Source organism: Halorubrum tibetense (assembly GCF_042661865.1).
Classification (GTDB): domain Archaea; phylum Halobacteriota; class Halobacteria; order Halobacteriales; family Haloferacaceae; genus Halorubrum; species Halorubrum tibetense.
The window spans coordinates 21,865-36,708 of the sequence record NZ_JBHSWW010000005.1 but is presented as its reverse complement, the minus strand read 5'-3'; the positions used below and the strand labels follow the sequence as shown (position 1 = coordinate 36,708).

General features: G+C 51.7%; 17 protein-coding genes and 2 pseudogenes. 8 read left to right on the top strand and 11 right to left on the bottom strand.

Translation table 11 applies throughout. The features are described from left to right. The first annotated feature begins 84 nt into the window (after window positions 1–84). The gene (locus ACFQEU_RS01140; protein WP_379778386.1) at window positions 85–1,191 is read left to right on the top strand and encodes a tyrosine-type recombinase/integrase; all 1,107 of its coding nucleotides are present in this window, start codon (window positions 85–87) and stop codon (window positions 1,189–1,191) included. Window positions 1,192–1,740: 549 nt separating this feature from the next. On the opposite strand, the gene ACFQEU_RS01135 is transcribed toward ACFQEU_RS01140, so the two are convergent. Then, window positions 1,741–2,397 (bottom strand): hypothetical protein, encoded by a 657-nt coding sequence (locus ACFQEU_RS01135; RefSeq protein ID WP_379778384.1) that lies wholly within the window; start codon window positions 2,395–2,397, stop codon window positions 1,741–1,743. After that, a complete protein-coding gene (locus tag ACFQEU_RS01130; protein ID WP_379778382.1) occupies window positions 2,390–2,635 on the bottom strand; it encodes a hypothetical protein in 246 nt (81 codons plus the stop codon). The genes ACFQEU_RS01135 and ACFQEU_RS01130 overlap by 8 nt, the downstream gene beginning before the upstream one ends. Before the next feature lie 518 nt (window positions 2,636–3,153). Between ACFQEU_RS01130 and ACFQEU_RS01125 the strand changes: the two genes are divergently transcribed. After that, a complete protein-coding gene (locus ACFQEU_RS01125) occupies window positions 3,154–3,405 on the top strand; it encodes a winged-helix domain-containing protein (RefSeq protein ID WP_379778380.1) in 252 nt (83 codons plus the stop codon). Window positions 3,406–3,725: 320 nt separating this feature from the next. Here ACFQEU_RS01125 and ACFQEU_RS01120 read toward each other — a convergent pair. Continuing rightward, window positions 3,726–3,916, bottom strand: a pseudogene (locus tag ACFQEU_RS01120) (IS1595 family transposase); the annotation flags it as partial. Between the two features lie 212 nt (window positions 3,917–4,128). Beyond that, a complete protein-coding gene (locus ACFQEU_RS01115; protein WP_379778378.1) occupies window positions 4,129–4,257 on the bottom strand; it encodes a hypothetical protein in 129 nt (42 codons plus the stop codon). 95 nt (window positions 4,258–4,352) lie between these two features. Here ACFQEU_RS01115 and ACFQEU_RS01110 point away from each other — a divergent pair. The 3 genes and pseudogenes from ACFQEU_RS01110 to ACFQEU_RS01100 all read left to right on the top strand — a co-directional run bounded on the left by ACFQEU_RS01110 (window position 4,353) and on the right by ACFQEU_RS01100 (window position 5,535). Continuing rightward, window positions 4,353–4,648 (top strand): annotated as a pseudogene (locus ACFQEU_RS01110) (toxin-antitoxin system TumE family protein). A gap of 57 nt (window positions 4,649–4,705) precedes the next feature. Beyond that, window positions 4,706–5,101, top strand: coding sequence for an HVO_A0114 family putative DNA-binding protein (locus tag ACFQEU_RS01105; RefSeq protein ID WP_379778376.1), 396 nt, complete (start codon window positions 4,706–4,708; stop codon window positions 5,099–5,101). A 14-nt stretch (window positions 5,102–5,115) separates the two neighbouring features. After that, entirely contained in the window at window positions 5,116–5,535 is a 420-nt protein-coding gene (locus tag ACFQEU_RS01100) for a DUF8161 domain-containing protein (RefSeq protein ID WP_379778374.1), read from the top strand. A gap of 189 nt (window positions 5,536–5,724) precedes the next feature. Here ACFQEU_RS01100 and ACFQEU_RS01095 read toward each other — a convergent pair whose 3' ends face one another. The 3 genes from ACFQEU_RS01095 to ACFQEU_RS01085 form a co-directional block, all read right to left on the bottom strand. Then, on the bottom strand, window positions 5,725–5,886 hold the full coding sequence (locus tag ACFQEU_RS01095; RefSeq protein ID WP_379778372.1) for a hypothetical protein: 162 nt from the start codon (window positions 5,884–5,886) through the stop codon (window positions 5,725–5,727). Window positions 5,887–5,938: 52 nt separating this feature from the next. Beyond that, entirely contained in the window at window positions 5,939–6,100 is a 162-nt protein-coding gene (locus ACFQEU_RS01090) for a hypothetical protein (RefSeq protein ID WP_379778370.1), read from the bottom strand. Between the two features lie 512 nt (window positions 6,101–6,612). After that, window positions 6,613–8,367 carry a transposase gene (locus tag ACFQEU_RS01085; protein ID WP_379778368.1) on the bottom strand — a complete coding sequence of 585 codons (1,755 nt, stop codon included), beginning with the start codon at window positions 8,365–8,367 and terminating at the stop codon, window positions 6,613–6,615. A 274-nt stretch (window positions 8,368–8,641) separates the two neighbouring features. Between ACFQEU_RS01085 and ACFQEU_RS01080 the strand changes: the two genes are divergently transcribed. Then, window positions 8,642–9,148, top strand: a complete 507-nt coding sequence (locus ACFQEU_RS01080; protein ID WP_379778366.1) for a hypothetical protein — start codon at window positions 8,642–8,644, stop codon at window positions 9,146–9,148. Between the two features lie 443 nt (window positions 9,149–9,591). On the opposite strand, the gene ACFQEU_RS01075 is transcribed toward ACFQEU_RS01080, so the two are convergent. Beyond that, on the bottom strand, window positions 9,592–9,897 hold the full coding sequence (locus ACFQEU_RS01075) for a hypothetical protein (RefSeq protein WP_379778364.1): 306 nt from the start codon (window positions 9,895–9,897) through the stop codon (window positions 9,592–9,594). A gap of 209 nt (window positions 9,898–10,106) precedes the next feature. Then, a complete protein-coding gene (locus ACFQEU_RS01070; RefSeq protein WP_379778362.1) occupies window positions 10,107–11,114 on the bottom strand; it encodes a hypothetical protein in 1,008 nt (335 codons plus the stop codon). 376 nt (window positions 11,115–11,490) lie between these two features. On the opposite strand from ACFQEU_RS01070, the gene ACFQEU_RS01065 reads away from it, so the two are divergent. Next, a complete protein-coding gene (locus ACFQEU_RS01065; RefSeq protein ID WP_379778360.1) occupies window positions 11,491–12,630 on the top strand; it encodes a Fic family protein in 1,140 nt (379 codons plus the stop codon). Between the two features lie 11 nt (window positions 12,631–12,641). On the opposite strand, the gene ACFQEU_RS01060 is transcribed toward ACFQEU_RS01065, so the two are convergent. Both ACFQEU_RS01060 and ACFQEU_RS01055 read right to left on the bottom strand, forming a co-directional pair. Beyond that, the gene (locus ACFQEU_RS01060) at window positions 12,642–12,971 is read right to left on the bottom strand and encodes a hypothetical protein (protein ID WP_379778358.1); all 330 of its coding nucleotides are present in this window, start codon (window positions 12,969–12,971) and stop codon (window positions 12,642–12,644) included. Window positions 12,972–12,973: 2 nt separating this feature from the next. Further along, window positions 12,974–13,384, bottom strand: coding sequence for a hypothetical protein (locus tag ACFQEU_RS01055; RefSeq protein ID WP_379778356.1), 411 nt, complete (start codon window positions 13,382–13,384; stop codon window positions 12,974–12,976). 176 nt (window positions 13,385–13,560) lie between these two features. Between ACFQEU_RS01055 and ACFQEU_RS01050 the strand changes: the two genes are divergently transcribed. Continuing rightward, window positions 13,561–14,772, top strand: a complete 1,212-nt coding sequence (locus ACFQEU_RS01050; RefSeq protein WP_379778354.1) for a hypothetical protein — start codon at window positions 13,561–13,563, stop codon at window positions 14,770–14,772. The last annotated feature ends 72 nt before the right edge of the window (window positions 14,773–14,844 follow it).

Sequence of the window (14,844 nt, the reverse complement as noted above, 5' to 3'; positions counted from 1 at the left end):
TTACGCTTACCAGCGCTTCGAAGACACTCCAAGACCAGTTCGATCTGATCCGCCGCCATCAGACCAGATCACGCGCCTGTCGATGTGATCGACTGGGTCTGGTACGAGAAGTGGCACTGCCAAGCAGCGACTCCAGAGAATCTCTCTGCTGAAAGGACAAGATTGGTGGCAGAGAGATGTATAAACAGATTTGAGAGGTTCTTAGCAGCAAAAAAAGGTGATTACGACTGTCACTGGACAGAGATCGATGCGGGTCGGCTATCATACGAAGATATCATCCCACCACGATCAGTAACTCCCCAAATTGCCGAAGAGTTCCTGAAAGAACTCGTGAGGAACTATGCTCCTAAGACTCAGCAAAACACGTACGCAGTACTGACACAGGCGTACGAGTGGTGTACCGAATCCGTTGATCCTATTGAGATAGACCCGTTTCAAAAGGTGTATCAGAAACATGCAGTGAAGAACGGAGACTGGTTTCTAGAATCACCGTCTGGCAGGGAACCACACATCATCGATTTATCGGAAGCTCGGAACGTTGTCAGACAGTGGAATCATCCCCTGTGGATCACTGTCCAGCTTCTGCTGGCCAAAATACCAAGACGGGCAGGAGCAGTATCTAACCTCGACTTCGAAGATGTCTCCATCACTCACCCTGGTTGTAACTGGAATGTTCATCCAGATCTCCGACGGTGGGATGATCACATTATTTTTCGATCTGAGAAACGGCAGTCAGACGAAACCCGAAATACCGGCAATAAAACAAAAACAGACAGCAAAATTCCGATCGATGAAGAATTGAGAGATGCGCTGCTATGGTATCTTTGTACCCGTCCGCAGCCGGATTCTCCGTCTGATCCGTTATTTCTCACAACACAGAGCAAAATGCGGTTGAGTGGGAAAATCATCTCAAATAAATTTATTCGAAGGGCCAAAGAACTTGGATATTTCTACGGTCCAAATGATGATGACAATCTTAACCCACATTATTGGCGGCACTGGGGAACGACCCACTACGAGGATCAGTTCGGTGGGGATGCTAACACTCCAGGGAACACATCCATGACTGATTATTTGCGGGGTGACTCCCGAGAAGGAATTAAACAGCTGTACAACAGCTACTCTATTGAGAAGCGGGACACAATTCTCAACGCCATGCCGACTTTCTTAGAGTCGTATGCTGATGATTAATTACTATCCCACGAGGATTCGAGAAAGTGCCCGACGCCTAGTCTGAACGAGCTTGGCTCAGCATGGGATATCGATAGCTCATCGGCGTCCATACCGACAAAAGATTTCACACCCAAATCACCACCATCCTCTTGGATTGTCTGGAATAAACTGTTGTATTCATTAGAAAACTGATATTTATGGGCGAAATCAGATGTGTATGAAAATGTATATAAAATGGTGACGAACTCTAGGAGGTGACTTTCTCCTACGTAGGTCGACACAAGTGTGTTGAGTACGACAGCTTAGTGAGCTGAACGTCGACGGGACGCTCAGTACTCACCGTTCGCTCAATATCTACCTCGACAATCGCTGGAAAAACAGTTCCTACCTCTTTCTCTCCAGACAGTCCGAGCGGATGACGACACGCTTTGTCCGAAACTCCGTCAAGAGGCTTGCTCACGAGGCTGCTGTTCGACCATTTAGGTACACGAGACCGGTGAGTTTGGTCGCGGCGGACCAGAGGATGTCTATCCGCACGTCTTCCGTCACAGCCTCGCCTATCGACTTCTACCTAAAGTTGTAGTCGGTGTTAGAGGCGTTGACATACTTGTCATTCCCACGTCGATCTGGCACGTAACAAGGGCCACAGCCGCCATCGAAGAACACCGGCGTCTCGATATCAAGTTTGCTCCGTCGCTTCAGTAACTGCGGCATATTACTCCTGAGTTCGCTCACGTACGGTTCTCGTCTCGTTCGAAGCGTCCCCCGAGGCGGCCGACGTTCAGTAAGCGGCGGCAGCGAGTCCTTGTTGAGGTCATCAATGGTGAGGATTCGCACATCAAGCACTTGGGCAAGCCACCACGCTTGGGTGGTGACGCCCCACCCGACGACGAGCGCAGGCATCGCCCGCGCGAGCAGCGCCCGGTGAGAGATATCGGCGACCGCATCACGGCCGACGAGCGTCGTGTGCCAGTCTTTACACTCGGCGACGAGGTAATCGGCCGGGTCGTTCTGGAGGTCCGATCTCCGGGCGACGACGTCCGTCTCAAGCCCGAACAGGTACTTATTCCGTGTTGTCTGGTACCCCCACCGCTCGAACGCTTCTGCTGTCTCTCGTTCGAGCCACCGACCATTTGTCGGATCGTGCTCAAGATCGTCGACTGGTTCCTCCTGATCGCCGAGAGCGCCGATTTTCTCGTTGAGGTCATCGAAGAAGTCACCCATCGGTTGAGTCCTCCGTGGCAGCGGCAGCGCGCACGGCCGTATGTTCGAGTGCTGTTGCGATCGCACGGGCTTCCGTCGGGGTGAGTTCGGCGAAGGTAACACCCCAGCTCCCGCCGACGCTGAGCGTGAGTTGTGACGGGTCGTCATCACAGAGCGTCACCTGAATCTTCGCCTCTTCTTGGATGAGCGGACGGTCGCGGACGACGTCAGTTTCAAGATCGATTGCTGGGCGGCTCATTGAGATGTACCGTTTATCGGGAGCATACGCGGTGGGTTGTGAAGCGATGCGATCTTCGGTGGAAATGGTATCGTCATGGTTGATTCAGGGGTGTTGGTTGCGAGCGATACGTCTAGCTGGTGACTCCGGTGCTGGTTGTTGGATAGGTCGTGGCTCGCGTGGACGACCCATACTAGCGTCGCGAGCGCTGCCGGGTACTCGTCAGTCAAAGTCGATTCTATGTGTCGGACGAGAGTTTCAAGCCCCCGCGTTGAACCGGTGTACATGGGTTCGTGCGTGTTCACGGAACCCCCATATGGGCCATCTATTGGCACGGGTCGGCCAGCATCTTTTTTCGCACAGTGCGTCGTCATCAACGGCCGATGGGGTCCGTGATTATAGCATGTGTATTGTGAAGTATTAAATATTAGCCTATGTAGGCTATTTATTGGCTCAAATAGTCTATTCAGGAGACACAACCCCTGTAACTAACAAAGTCTCCATTGGATATAGCAAAAATGCGGCCTACTCCGGGATGGATGACGATGACTGACCTAGTCATCTTGGAGTTTCTCAACGACTACAACCTAGAACTCGCCCCGAAGCCTCTCTACCGGAATTTAAATCGACACGGGCACAACATCGGGTACTCTACAGTACGGGGGCGGTTGCCAGAATTAGCCGAGAAGGGGCTCTTAGTGAAGGACAGTGACGGATACTACCAGCTATCTGATCTCGGTCGAGAGTACCTTACAGGCGATATCGACGCAGATGAGTTGGAAGATGCGTAACAGTCGATTTCGATAATCGCTCACTGGTCGTCGCTTTCGTCGCCCCCAGCCTCATCATCTGGTAGTTCTGCCGCTCTTTGGGGCTGATCGCGGTCAGTCATCGTCGACCTGCTCGATCAACTCTGTCACTGGTAGGCCTTGTTCGTTGGCGACCCCTCTGGCGCAGCCCTCGCTGGGTCTGGAGTCGCTGTCCTCGCGCTGTACCTCGGTACGCTCGCCGTGAACCCCGCAAGGTTCGCGCTCATCTACGCGACGGTCGAGTACCGATGATACGGTGTTCTGTAGGTGTAGGCCGGCTTGAAATTACAGTCTCGGTACTACAGACCGTCGGTATTTGAGCACGTGACGATACTCTGATCCCCGTAGCGCGACAAGACGTGGTCTCCCAGAATTCTTTGAGTCACCGCTTGATGCGGACATCGAGTGGCTCCGAATCCATCTTGATGACTTCTAACTCAATCAGCTGCTGAAACAGGCGATCGAACGCCGACTGAGCGGAGAATACCTCCAGATTACCGACGATTCAGTGTAACTATACGGACTTTCCGCGTTTCTACATAAGAGCGACAGTTCTTAACCAACAATCTCGGTACGGATCTCCAGAGTACTGGCCGTCCACAGTAGCCACCATAGATCAGCATTTTTCAAGAACAAGACCCCCAGTCAGTAGATCACCTATGGCTGCTGCTTGGAGGCTCTAAAAACCACGTAAAAGCAGTAGTACTACTCGCCAACATCGACAACCGTTGCCTCTTCAGGCAGCGTAATCTCGAGGTTGCTGGCCTCCTGATCAATCGCCTTGGGCATCGTCCTCTCATCATCACCGAGCAGTTCGGTGAACTCTTCGTTCAAGACCGTGTCGGCGTCAGATGGGGCTTTGCGACTCAATCTCGTGTTAGGTTTCACTCTAACACTTATCGGTATTGTCTCCCTCACCACAGGTGTGGATGAGCGATGACGTCACCGTACTCGAAGATGAGATTGAAGCCTACGCCGACGGGACTGTCGCCCGGGTACGCGTACTCTCAGTCCTACCTCAGAGAAGTTTGAGGAGGGCATCAACTACGCCTATCATTACGGTGAAGCCGGCGCAGAAGATCCGATCATTCGGTTCGACAATCATCACGGCGTCCACGAACTCCATATGGGCTCGGAGACGTTCGAGATCGACTATCCTGGACTCGTCGAGATATTCCGTGCGTGGCGAGCGGCGCTGCCCCCAGAGAAACGAACCGACTGGTAACCTCCCAAGCACGCTGATCGACGCACGATCGCAACCCCAGCCCCACCCCACAACATCATGACCCGAACACTACACGTCCAGATCAAGTCCGCGGATCGCAGCGGCCTCGAGGAGCGGCTCGAATTGATCGACGCCGGCGACGACGTCGAACCCGGTGAGCCGACGCTGTCGATCGAGGACCTCGAGACGTTTGGTCGCGTCTTTCGGTCGACCAACCTCGAACTCCTCGAAGCAATCGTTGAGCACGAGCCAGAGAGCATCCGTGAACTCGCTCGCCTTGTCGACCGGAACCCACCGGAGGTCCTCGACAACGTGAACGAGCTCGCCGACTACGGGCTCCTTGAGTTCGAAGAGAACGGCAGCGCAAAGCGCCCGGTAGTGTGGTACGACGAGATCGACGCGGACCTCCCGCTCACATCGGCGTCGGGACCGGAGCGCAAGGCGAACGCCTGAGCGCTGAGACAACGATGGCTGACGACGTCGATCCCGAGAATCCTCGGCCCTACGGGCACTACCATGTGGATCGAGATGCCGACTGGTTCTACGTCGACGACGACCTGGCGTCAACGATTGCCCTCGGGCCTGCGACCGACGGCGAGCCGGGTGACGATTGGGTTCTCACTCTCTCGGCCGCGACGTCGGAAGAGGATCCAGCAACTGCCGAGCGCGTCGCTGTCCGCCTCACTCCGTGGGCCTTACATGAGCTCTACACCGAGGCGAAGAACCTCTCGCCGGACGCCCGTCAGGCCGGCCACAGTGCTGAATGTGGGCTCTGTGGAGAGCAGGTTCCACTCGATCGGGCGTGGCCTGACAATCGAAAAGAGCCCTGCCACCCAGACTGTTACGCTGAGGCGTTCGGTGCGCCCCCATGGTACGATGGCCAGTAGGTAGATTTCTACGAGAACTCCGCGGTGACAGCCTTATCCAACACTAAAGCGTGAATCTCCAGAGAAGAGATCGTCATCAGTGACCGCTATCTGGCCGTTCTGAGTTGTTTTTGAGCATAGAACCGCCAGTCAGTAGATCCAGCTGTAGCCGTTGCTTAGTGGTGCTGAAAACAAATCGAAATAGTAGTGCTACTCGTCGACGTCGACGATGGTCGCCCTTTCAGGCGGTGTGATCTCGAGTTTAGCAGCGCCGCGCTCGATCTCCTGGGGCGTCGCCCCCTCAGCATCGGCGAGCAGCTCGGTGAGCTCCTCGTCCGAGATCATGTCGGCGTCGGGGGGTTCCCTGCTCATACCACGTTCTACTCGGTGTGAAGGATAAACGTAGGTGTCGACCTCCGGTAGGTCAGTTCTCCCGCTCCCACCATTCGTCTATTTCTTGTGCGCCGATGTCGACGGTTGCGGTGACCCCGCACGAACAGTGGATGCCAACGGTGCCGGGATGCGTCGTGATCGGGCCCTTCTCCTGTCCACAGCCCGGGCAGTTGACGCGGAAGATATCGCCCATACACACCGATCCGTGTGGTCCGGGAAAGCCGCTCTGCTCAGTCTTAACCAACAGTCGGTAATCCGATGGCTGATCGTTGGTTAAGATCGAAACCGCAGGACGATGAGGGTAATGGGGTCAGTGTTCTAGATAGTCTTTCTTATCTCGAAATATAGCACTATTAACCCCGGAAGCGTTGTTTCCGGCGCTCTCATACCTCCGAGGAGGTCGATCCTTCTGCCTCGAAGCAGGGGTAAACACGCCTCGATCCGATCCATTCGGAGGAACTCCCCGTTATGGAAGTGTAGTATATCGTATCTCGCTATAGAAAGTTTGTGGCCGTGGAGTTGCGAATGCCGGTCAAAACGTTCACGGGATCGACTCTATTCGTACCAGTACCCGATAGAAATAGCCGCGATTACGCTCTAATAGCTATCATAGAGACAGAATTATTATACTAAACAAACTTATCGGTCGAAATCTATCTCAGCAAAGAGTGATGCCTCTCGGGAAGGGCTAACCCAGACCGAGCTCTAAATGAGTGTGATCAGCTCTTTGTCCAGCCAATCAAGGAACCGACTGAGTGTGATTCTGGGCTTCTTCCGGGTTTCAATGACCCCAATGCGCTCTTGTGTGAGGAAATCGACTAACAACCACATATTGTAGATCACACACCCGAAGGCGAAATGGAACCACCGTACTCCGAACTCCTTCGAGGTAGTCCACGCTGCTGCGTTCTTGATCGACGAGTACGAGTTCTCGATCGCTCCACGGTCACTGTACTGTTCAATCTGCTTTTTCGCCCAGCGCCGATCGAGTGCGACCTCGTCACTCACATCGAGACTGGTGATAAACGGCTGTGGCGATCCCTCTTCATGGACATCATCATCTTCCGCTGGGGGTAACACGGCAACGGTCGTATGTACCGTGTGGTTTGAGACGCCACCCTTCACTGCACCGTGCATGACGAAATCCTCCTCGACATACAGCGGGGTGTCATTCGGTTCGTGATACCCCTGCTTCACTTGATCAAACCGGTCACACATTGGTCCAATTCGATGCTGATCTTTCTGAGCAGGGATCACGTAGTCCAACCCCTTGTCAGTGAGCGTCTGAATCACGTCTACAGCGTGGAATTCCCGATCGGCATACACCATCTTGATGTCGACATAGTCTTCGGCGATCGAGAGAAGTCGCCGTGCAACGTCCCCGACGTAGTAGGAACTATCCTTACCGGGATAGGCGTCTGTCGCGGCGTAGTCCGTACTCCCAAGCGGACACACCCCAACGACGTAGTGGGTGTTCTCGCCGACGATCACGACCGTCGCAAACTTGTGACACCAGGTGTATCCCTTCCCCTCTGGTGCGCCCTGGACCCATTTCATCTCGTCGCGATCGCCATAGTAGGCAACATACGTGATGTCCAGTGCGACTTTCGCCCGAGTGCCAAATCGTGAGCCGTTCCCGTGTTCAAGCTCCCTGATTTGGGGCTTCGCGCGTGTGTAGGTCTTTCGGAGAGCGAAATTTAGCACAGTCGCGATGTCCTCGATAGACATCTGCTTGAGGGCTTCCAATAGCGTCTCACCAGATGGACCGTCCTCGTAGAACGGGTCATCAACAGCGGGATCTGGATTTTTCATGTCACCCAGCTTCTGTCCCGAACCGTGTGCCGCCTGCTGCTTGATCGATGCGATTGCTTCTAAGACGAGTAACTCATCGTCGTCGTAGATCGCATCATCCGAGCGAGAGAGTGAGATTGAAGGGATGGCTACTGATTTCAACTCATCAAGCACTTCGTGGCCCTTCTTCCGCAGCAGGCGTTGGACGGTTCGATTTGACAGCGACTGTTTGTCCTCGCCGTCCGCTGTTTTGAGAAGATCATTCCCGATTGGTGCGCCTCGTTCAGCTACAAGCAGGCGGATCTCTTCAGCACCTGATTTGACGACCGTCTGTAACTTTCCGAATCGGCTTTCAAGCCGGACTGGTTTGCAGCTACTTTCTGAGGGGAGATTATCCATCTCGAATCCAAATGCACGGGCGAGTTCCGGTCGGTCAGAGAGGCGTTCTGGGATTCCTGACAGGGATTCATGCTCGACAGTTGCCCACAGATACGCCAGAAACATTGGCCGAAACGGAAGTGACGAACTCCACTCAGGGTGTGCGTCCCGTAGCGTATAGCGGCTCACGTCCAGTTCGTTCGCAAGTGTGATCCAGTCAGTATCTGCAGTAAAGACATCATCAACTTGCTTTGTCAGCCCACTTTGAACCCGACTGTTCTCATTGCTCATCGGCTCTCACCGCCGATAGACAAAAATGAGCTGTCAACAGCCCAGTTGAGTGAGGACATTAGTATCGATAGTAGATTCATTTTGAACTTAACTGCTAGCGTGTTGTTTCCGAAGTTTCCGGAATAACCTTTGATACGGAGAGTTAAATACAAAATTCGCATACTACCGTTCGTCTCAAACAGTAATACATAGAATATTTGGATATATCCTGAATGCCAGTATAATTTGAACTAATGTACAAGGTGAATAGCGCTGCATCACAGAACAGTAGGTAATGCCAGATGATATCCGCGATACAGCGCCCAATTTAGAGGATGTGGATTACGATGAACTATCGGAATTTTTTGAGAAGAAGGGCGCAGTTGAGTTGATCTCTCTTCTTGATGGTGAAGGGTATCGATTCGACGAAATCGACGATTTACTGGATGTGAGCCGTGGGTATCTGAATGATCGCCGTGACGAAGCCGTCCATCTCAGGCTGATTGTTCCTGACCAAGCATACCGAGATGACTCCGTCCGCCGTGTGTGGACTCTTACAACGCTGGGCCACTACCTCCGACAGCGGATGCGCCATCTCGGAGTGACAGAGAGCCACGAGCGACTCATCACTGCAAGACGTGAATACGAAGACCGCAAGAGTGATTTCCTGGAGTGGGTTGATGATCCAGAGTCAATCGAAGCATACGCTGAAGATCTGCGAACTGGCAATCAGGTACATCCAAAAGAGTTGCCGCCTAAGTTACAAGACCTTTTTCGTCGAGTAGATGACGACCATTTCTAATTCTTCTTGAGCTGTCGGTAGAGCTTTCGGATGGTGGGTCTGTTGAAATATTCAGCACGTGACACGATCTGAACTGGCTTCGGTCAGTGCAGTGAATTTACCTTGTACCTAAAATGATAGATGATTATAATCGCACTTATTGAGAGTATGACTACACAAACCATTGACAAAGCGAATATTTCATCAGGATCATCCCCCAGGAGAGCGCCCACTGTAATCGCAACGAGTAGAATCGCTATCGACCCAATACTGCCGGCTACACGAACAAATAAATCTTCATTCATATCTTATCTACCTGTTGAGCAAATTCTTGACTATGCTGAACCAAATCATGTTAACGCCCCAAGCGATAAAAAAACGATGAGTATTGATTCAGAGCAAATAAACGGAACAGAAAGCTCGCATCAAATCTATCCTCCGAGATTGTGCGACTCCCAGCAAAATCACTGACGGCACGTTTCTTGAGCAGATGGCCGAAAGTCGATGAAATCAGAATCAATAACAACATTAATTCCAAAACAATTGATCCCATCTGTATCCCCAACGATCTCGAGGAAATCCTCCGTCGAGTACGACTCAGTCTCTGTATCAGCTAGGTCGATTATCACCTCATACGGAGTTTGCGTTCCTAGCCAGTCTTCGTCGATAAGAAGTTCACCAAACGAAGTGTTACTCTTCCAAGCGGCGAGCTCGTGGGCCTGTTCATACACAATTTCGCTATCTCGTTCCACAGCCACGGCGACCTCCACTTCTTGAGTGCGCTGGTTACGGAGGTAGAGGCTATCAAGTCCTGGTGGAGAGGGTTCCTGACCTGGGAGGCTGGTACACCCTCCTGTTACTGAAAGTCCCGCTAACGCCAATAGACGCCTTCGTGAACATGTTATCAAACTTTTGTCCATGCTAAAACACTCGAAAAGAGAGTTATTAATTGTACTGGATAGAAGTGTAGATGAAATCTCTAGTAATCGGAGGGAGCTGGCTTGTTCAGACGCTCTCGGAATCGCTTGCTGCGAGGTTCATCCATTTCAGACTCGTCCCGTTCGACAACCTCAAATCCATCTCTAGAGATCGGAGATTCTCTCACTATGTAATCAAGTTTGACTTCCTCAGAGGCCGCCGCTGACGTGATCGTTTCTTCTTGCTTACGCACGTCCTCAATTCCCAGTTTCTCTCGGGTCTCTGGGCTCATCTTGGACGGATCAGACTCTAGCTTATCTGGCGAAAATCCAGGGTCTCCACTACTACCGAAGAAATCTAGTTCACCTTCGAGATCCTTCCAGAGGGTGGTTGCAGTACTATCGTGGTGACAGATACCCAGTTTAACATCAACAACAGGAGACACTTCTTCAGTTTCGAGTTCGACACGATGGAAGAATGCGCTTTGTTTCCAGGGGTTTGGTGATGTGATACTAAATGCCATATCACCATATTCGAACCCGCCACCGAAGATCTCGAACCCGTCTGGCCGCCGCCCGAATTCTTCCCTAAGGGCTTGACCAACAGCAAGGAACCAGCTCATTCCAACACTTACTGTTCCGATAGCTGCTTCCAGAAGCGGCGCACCCCAGTCTGGGATACTACCGTCATCATCACCGGGAAGATGACCATGCTTGTCTCCTTCAGTAGACGGTTGGATATCGCCGTCTGACGTTTCCAGCTTGTAGTGTTGTCCATGAACGTGGCCGCCCAGTACTCCAGACGATTCGGACGAGGCTCCACCAGACACTGAGAAAATGTGGAACCATTTGCCTTTCTGAGACGAATAGCCTGATTCCTTCCAATGAATGGAAGCAGCACCTTCAAGCTTATCAGCACTACCAGCTGGATCTGGAAGTTCGAGTTGCTTTGTCTGAACCTCTTCTTGGGGACAACTGTCTGTACAATCCCAATCCTCATCTGCTGCCCCAGAGGTGCTACCTGCGATGATTCCGGGGATACTCACTGAACCTGCCCCAACAGTTCTCATTACTCGACGCCGACTTACTGGAACTTTGCTACTATCAGTAGGATCGTTGGAATTCGTCATTCCAGCCAAATTATCTGAGGTTTAATACTATTCTTTAATGGATGTGATTTTGAATACTGTCTGAACATATAATCAAGAATTGAATAGACCTCCCGCCGCAAAAAGTGATTTTTCGGTCTGTGCTTCGATGATAATCCACTGCCCACAAACCACTCCAAAGCTCAGATCGTGGTTCCGTATTCGCTGTTCATGCCAACGAAACCAAGCCGATCGCTAGGCAGACTAATAGAATACAGTACCAAGACAGTCCAACTCTATAATTGTATTCAAACCTTATTCATTACACTTATAGAGGTGGTAAACCACTCTTACTGTAATGAAACCCGCTGAGTTCGAAGATGGACCTGGTCAGATTGAGCCCTACAACGGGCTCCCCTGCTACAATCCGACAAGCCTTCCTCCAGAACTCGAATTTACCGAAGCGATTCTAGAGGCCCACGGCGATGCTCTCTACGCACTGGGCCAACTCTCGACCCTTCACGACCACATCGAGAACGAGAATCTCTTGCTCGCTCCTTTCGTGGTTCGGGAAGCCGCGATGAGCTCGCAGATCGAAGGCACCTCAGTCACCGTCTCAGACATCATCCTTCACGAACCAGATGAAGACCCTGAACGGTCAGCAGCATCCGAGCGCGACATCCGAGAAGCGTACAACTACGTCGAGGCCATCCAGATGGGGTTCGATCGGCTCGAACAAGGTGAGAATATCGACCGCGATCTTCTCTGTGAACTCCACGAATCGCTCCTGCTCGATGTTCGTGGCGAAGACAAGCGCCCCGGCAACATCCGAGATACCCCAGTCATCATTGGCCCAAACCAGAATCCCGAGGACGCACAGTTCATCCCTGCTCATCCAGCCCATGTTCCGATGCTGCTCGACCAGCTCATCGCGTACAACCGAATGGAAAACTACCCGCCCCTCATTGATATTGTCCTCTCACACTACCAGTTCGAGACAATCCACCCGTTCCGTGACGGGAATGGACGACTCGGACGACTCCTCATCATGCTCCAGTTGTACGACGCTGGCTTGCTAGATGAGCCGTACCTGTACTTGTCTGCGTATTTCAACCGGAACCGGAGTGAGTACTTCGAGGAACTTCTGAGCGTCAGCAGGGACGGTACGTGGGAAGAGTGGGTGCTGTTCGCGTTGACTGCGATCGGTGAACAGGCTCGCGACGCCTACGAGTGTGGTCAAGAGCTCTTAGAACTTCGAGCCAGATATCTCGAGCAGTACGACGGGTATCCAGCTGTTCGCGACGTCGTCACCCACCTCTTTGAGGAACCGTATCTACAGGCGAATCGCGCTCAAGAAGCGACGGGTCGATCGATGAAAGCCGTCTACAACGCGATCGATATGCTCTCAGAGGATGGGATCATCGATGAAATTACTGGAAAAGAACGCGGGAAGGTGTACCGAGCCCCAGAAATTCTCACGATCGTCGAAACACCGTAACTCGATAGGGCTTAGCTTTCTGAATGAGATTGGTTAGTCATCTTATCAACGACAAGCTTGATCAGGAACACAACAGTCACGGCAAAGGAGATATGGAATACAACGAATAGCACGCCCCCACCGAGCGTCATAGGCACGTAGTACGTGACAAACTCCAGCGGCGAAAGCAAGTATCTGGATACGAGGTTGACATTCTGGCTGCTAGTTTGCGTGAAGATTGGACGGTACCACGGGTACAGCCACACTACTAGCCAAACCGCTGCCACCTCCTTGTTGAAGACGTGGTTTTTCAAAGAGTTTCTATCAATCATCTGCTGTATTTCTGTCAGGATATATTCCACCTCTACGGATTCCCCACTTCTGAACTAACTTCGGATTCCCGTTGACGTCCCATCCGGTAGTATATTTCACGGAGAAGTATGCATACGAAGAGACCTATCGAAACGGCAACCGTGATCACCCCACCAAAGAAAACGCCACCTTCGGTCGAAAAGTATGCGTACAAACTCCCAGACCCGACGATAAACGTGATCACAGCAGCGATACCTACGATCGTATTGATGAGAGTACGCTCACCGTAAAGTGAACCAGCGATGACGACAGCAGCAAAGAGTATCGGAAGGATCAGTGTGAAGAATATACTGGATGCTGTGGACGTATACAAAGAGTACAGGTACACCTCGACAAGGAATGACACAACCACTATCGCTCCAACAAGCAACTCACCCATCCAAATCTTTGATTTTTTGGCCATATCTCAACGATGAACGTTATTTCACTTTAACTTACGGTCCGAATATCAACTCAATTTTTGACTATATGCTCATTACGTGATCAAGCCTCCAACCAAACACCAAATCATCGATATATAAAATATGGTCAATAACTAATGTAAATACAGGTGCCATATATTGTATTTTCGCAGTGACAATGGTGAAAGATACACCCAACAAGTCTGGTAGTGGTATAGTCGACATCGAGCGTCGAAGTAGCCTGAAAGCCATCGGGGGTACACTCGGCTTGATCGCCGGTGGTTCCCTGAGTATCGGTTCCGTTGCAGGAGAGAATGATCCGGAACCCGGTATTTCTGTTCGAGACGCAACGAAGGTTGCTCAGCAAATAGTGAAGAAAGCTTCTCAGAAAGAAGCCTACCGGGGATTTACTGAAGCAACCGTCAAAACACCTGAACTGTACTACTCTCTGACTGGGAGAAGGTCAGACACCGATGTGGTCCCGTCTGTGTACGTCTTCCCAGTCGTGGACGGCAACGATCATGTTGGGCATGTGACGACAGGAGCTCAGGAGAAGATGCCACCGGTTGTGGAATACGGTACCGATCCTGCACCACATCTCGAAACGGAACAGACACTATCTCAGGACGGACTCTCGCCTTCCTCAGAACGTGAGTATCTCTTCCAAGGGCCACTCTCGTTCGGTATCAGTGCCATTGACGAGACGACTGGCGAGGAGTATTTTGTCAACCTCGTGAGTAGGTTGACGCAAAAGCTCGAAGACACGCCAAAAATCAATCCTAGCACTGACCATACTGAAGGTTGGAATACACTCACCAACCCCGATAAAGCAGATCTCAGTGATGTCGAGCCACTTAACAGTGGAAGTATTACTGACGTTCCAAACTGGACGGACACTGGCTACAGTAACTGGCCAGGCTGTACGCCGATCGCGGCAGCAATGTGTATCGGATACCATGAATCCTTCCCCAACCGGACTGACATCATCGACGGCCTCAATGATGAGATGAATACGAATCCAAACGGGAGGACTTGGCCCCACAACATGCCGAGTGGTATCGAAGGATACGACAGTTCATACTCCGCGTCTAACAACTACACTGGTCGACCAGCTGCGGCGAAAGGTGGTGTAGACAGTAACAATCCACCATTCGTGAATACTCTTGGCGACAAGGAAGCCGGGAAGACTGACGTTGTATCTGATGAAGTGTCGCCATCAGATTGGGACGTTCTGGTCGGCCATTCCGAAACCGTTGTAGGGTACGAGGAAGAGGGATCGTGGTCAGGAACTGATCTTTACCTAGACACTCACAATACGTGGGGAAGTACAAGAACGGTCCTAGTGGGCGATTACTGGGATACGTACATGATCACCACTGTCGAACCGTAGCATCAAAACCGCACAGCCTTTTCTACATATTTATGACAAATAATATCTGTTTGGTGTTCTCAAGGATTTATC

Bases quoted from the DNA above. Each gene is read 5' to 3' on its own strand.
- ACFQEU_RS01100 (WP_379778374.1), top strand. From the start codon at position 5,116: ATGGCTGACGACGTCGATCCCGAGAATCCTCGGCCCTACGGGCACTAC.
- ACFQEU_RS01090 (WP_379778370.1), bottom strand. From the start codon at position 6,100: ATGGGCGATATCTTCCGCGTCAACTGCCCGGGCTGTGGACAGGAGAAG.
- ACFQEU_RS01065 (WP_379778360.1), top strand. From the start codon at position 11,491: ATGAAACCCGCTGAGTTCGAAGATGGACCTGGTCAGATTGAGCCCTAC.
- ACFQEU_RS01080 (WP_379778366.1), top strand. From the start codon at position 8,642: ATGCCAGATGATATCCGCGATACAGCGCCCAATTTAGAGGATGTGGAT.
- ACFQEU_RS01055 (WP_379778356.1), bottom strand. From the start codon at position 13,384: ATGGCCAAAAAATCAAAGATTTGGATGGGTGAGTTGCTTGTTGGAGCG.
- ACFQEU_RS01085 (WP_379778368.1), bottom strand. From the start codon at position 8,367: ATGAGCAATGAGAACAGTCGGGTTCAAAGTGGGCTGACAAAGCAAGTT.
- ACFQEU_RS01135 (WP_379778384.1), bottom strand. From the start codon at position 2,397: ATGGGTGACTTCTTCGATGACCTCAACGAGAAAATCGGCGCTCTCGGC.
- ACFQEU_RS01130 (WP_379778382.1), bottom strand. From the start codon at position 2,635: ATGAGCCGCCCAGCAATCGATCTTGAAACTGACGTCGTCCGCGACCGT.
- ACFQEU_RS01095 (WP_379778372.1), bottom strand. From the start codon at position 5,886: ATGAGCAGGGAACCCCCCGACGCCGACATGATCTCGGACGAGGAGCTC.
- ACFQEU_RS01105 (WP_379778376.1), top strand. From the start codon at position 4,706: ATGACCCGAACACTACACGTCCAGATCAAGTCCGCGGATCGCAGCGGC.
- ACFQEU_RS01050 (WP_379778354.1), top strand. From the start codon at position 13,561: ATGGTGAAAGATACACCCAACAAGTCTGGTAGTGGTATAGTCGACATC.
- ACFQEU_RS01070 (WP_379778362.1), bottom strand. From the start codon at position 11,114: ATGAGAACTGTTGGGGCAGGTTCAGTGAGTATCCCCGGAATCATCGCA.
- ACFQEU_RS01125 (WP_379778380.1), top strand. From the start codon at position 3,154: ATGACGATGACTGACCTAGTCATCTTGGAGTTTCTCAACGACTACAAC.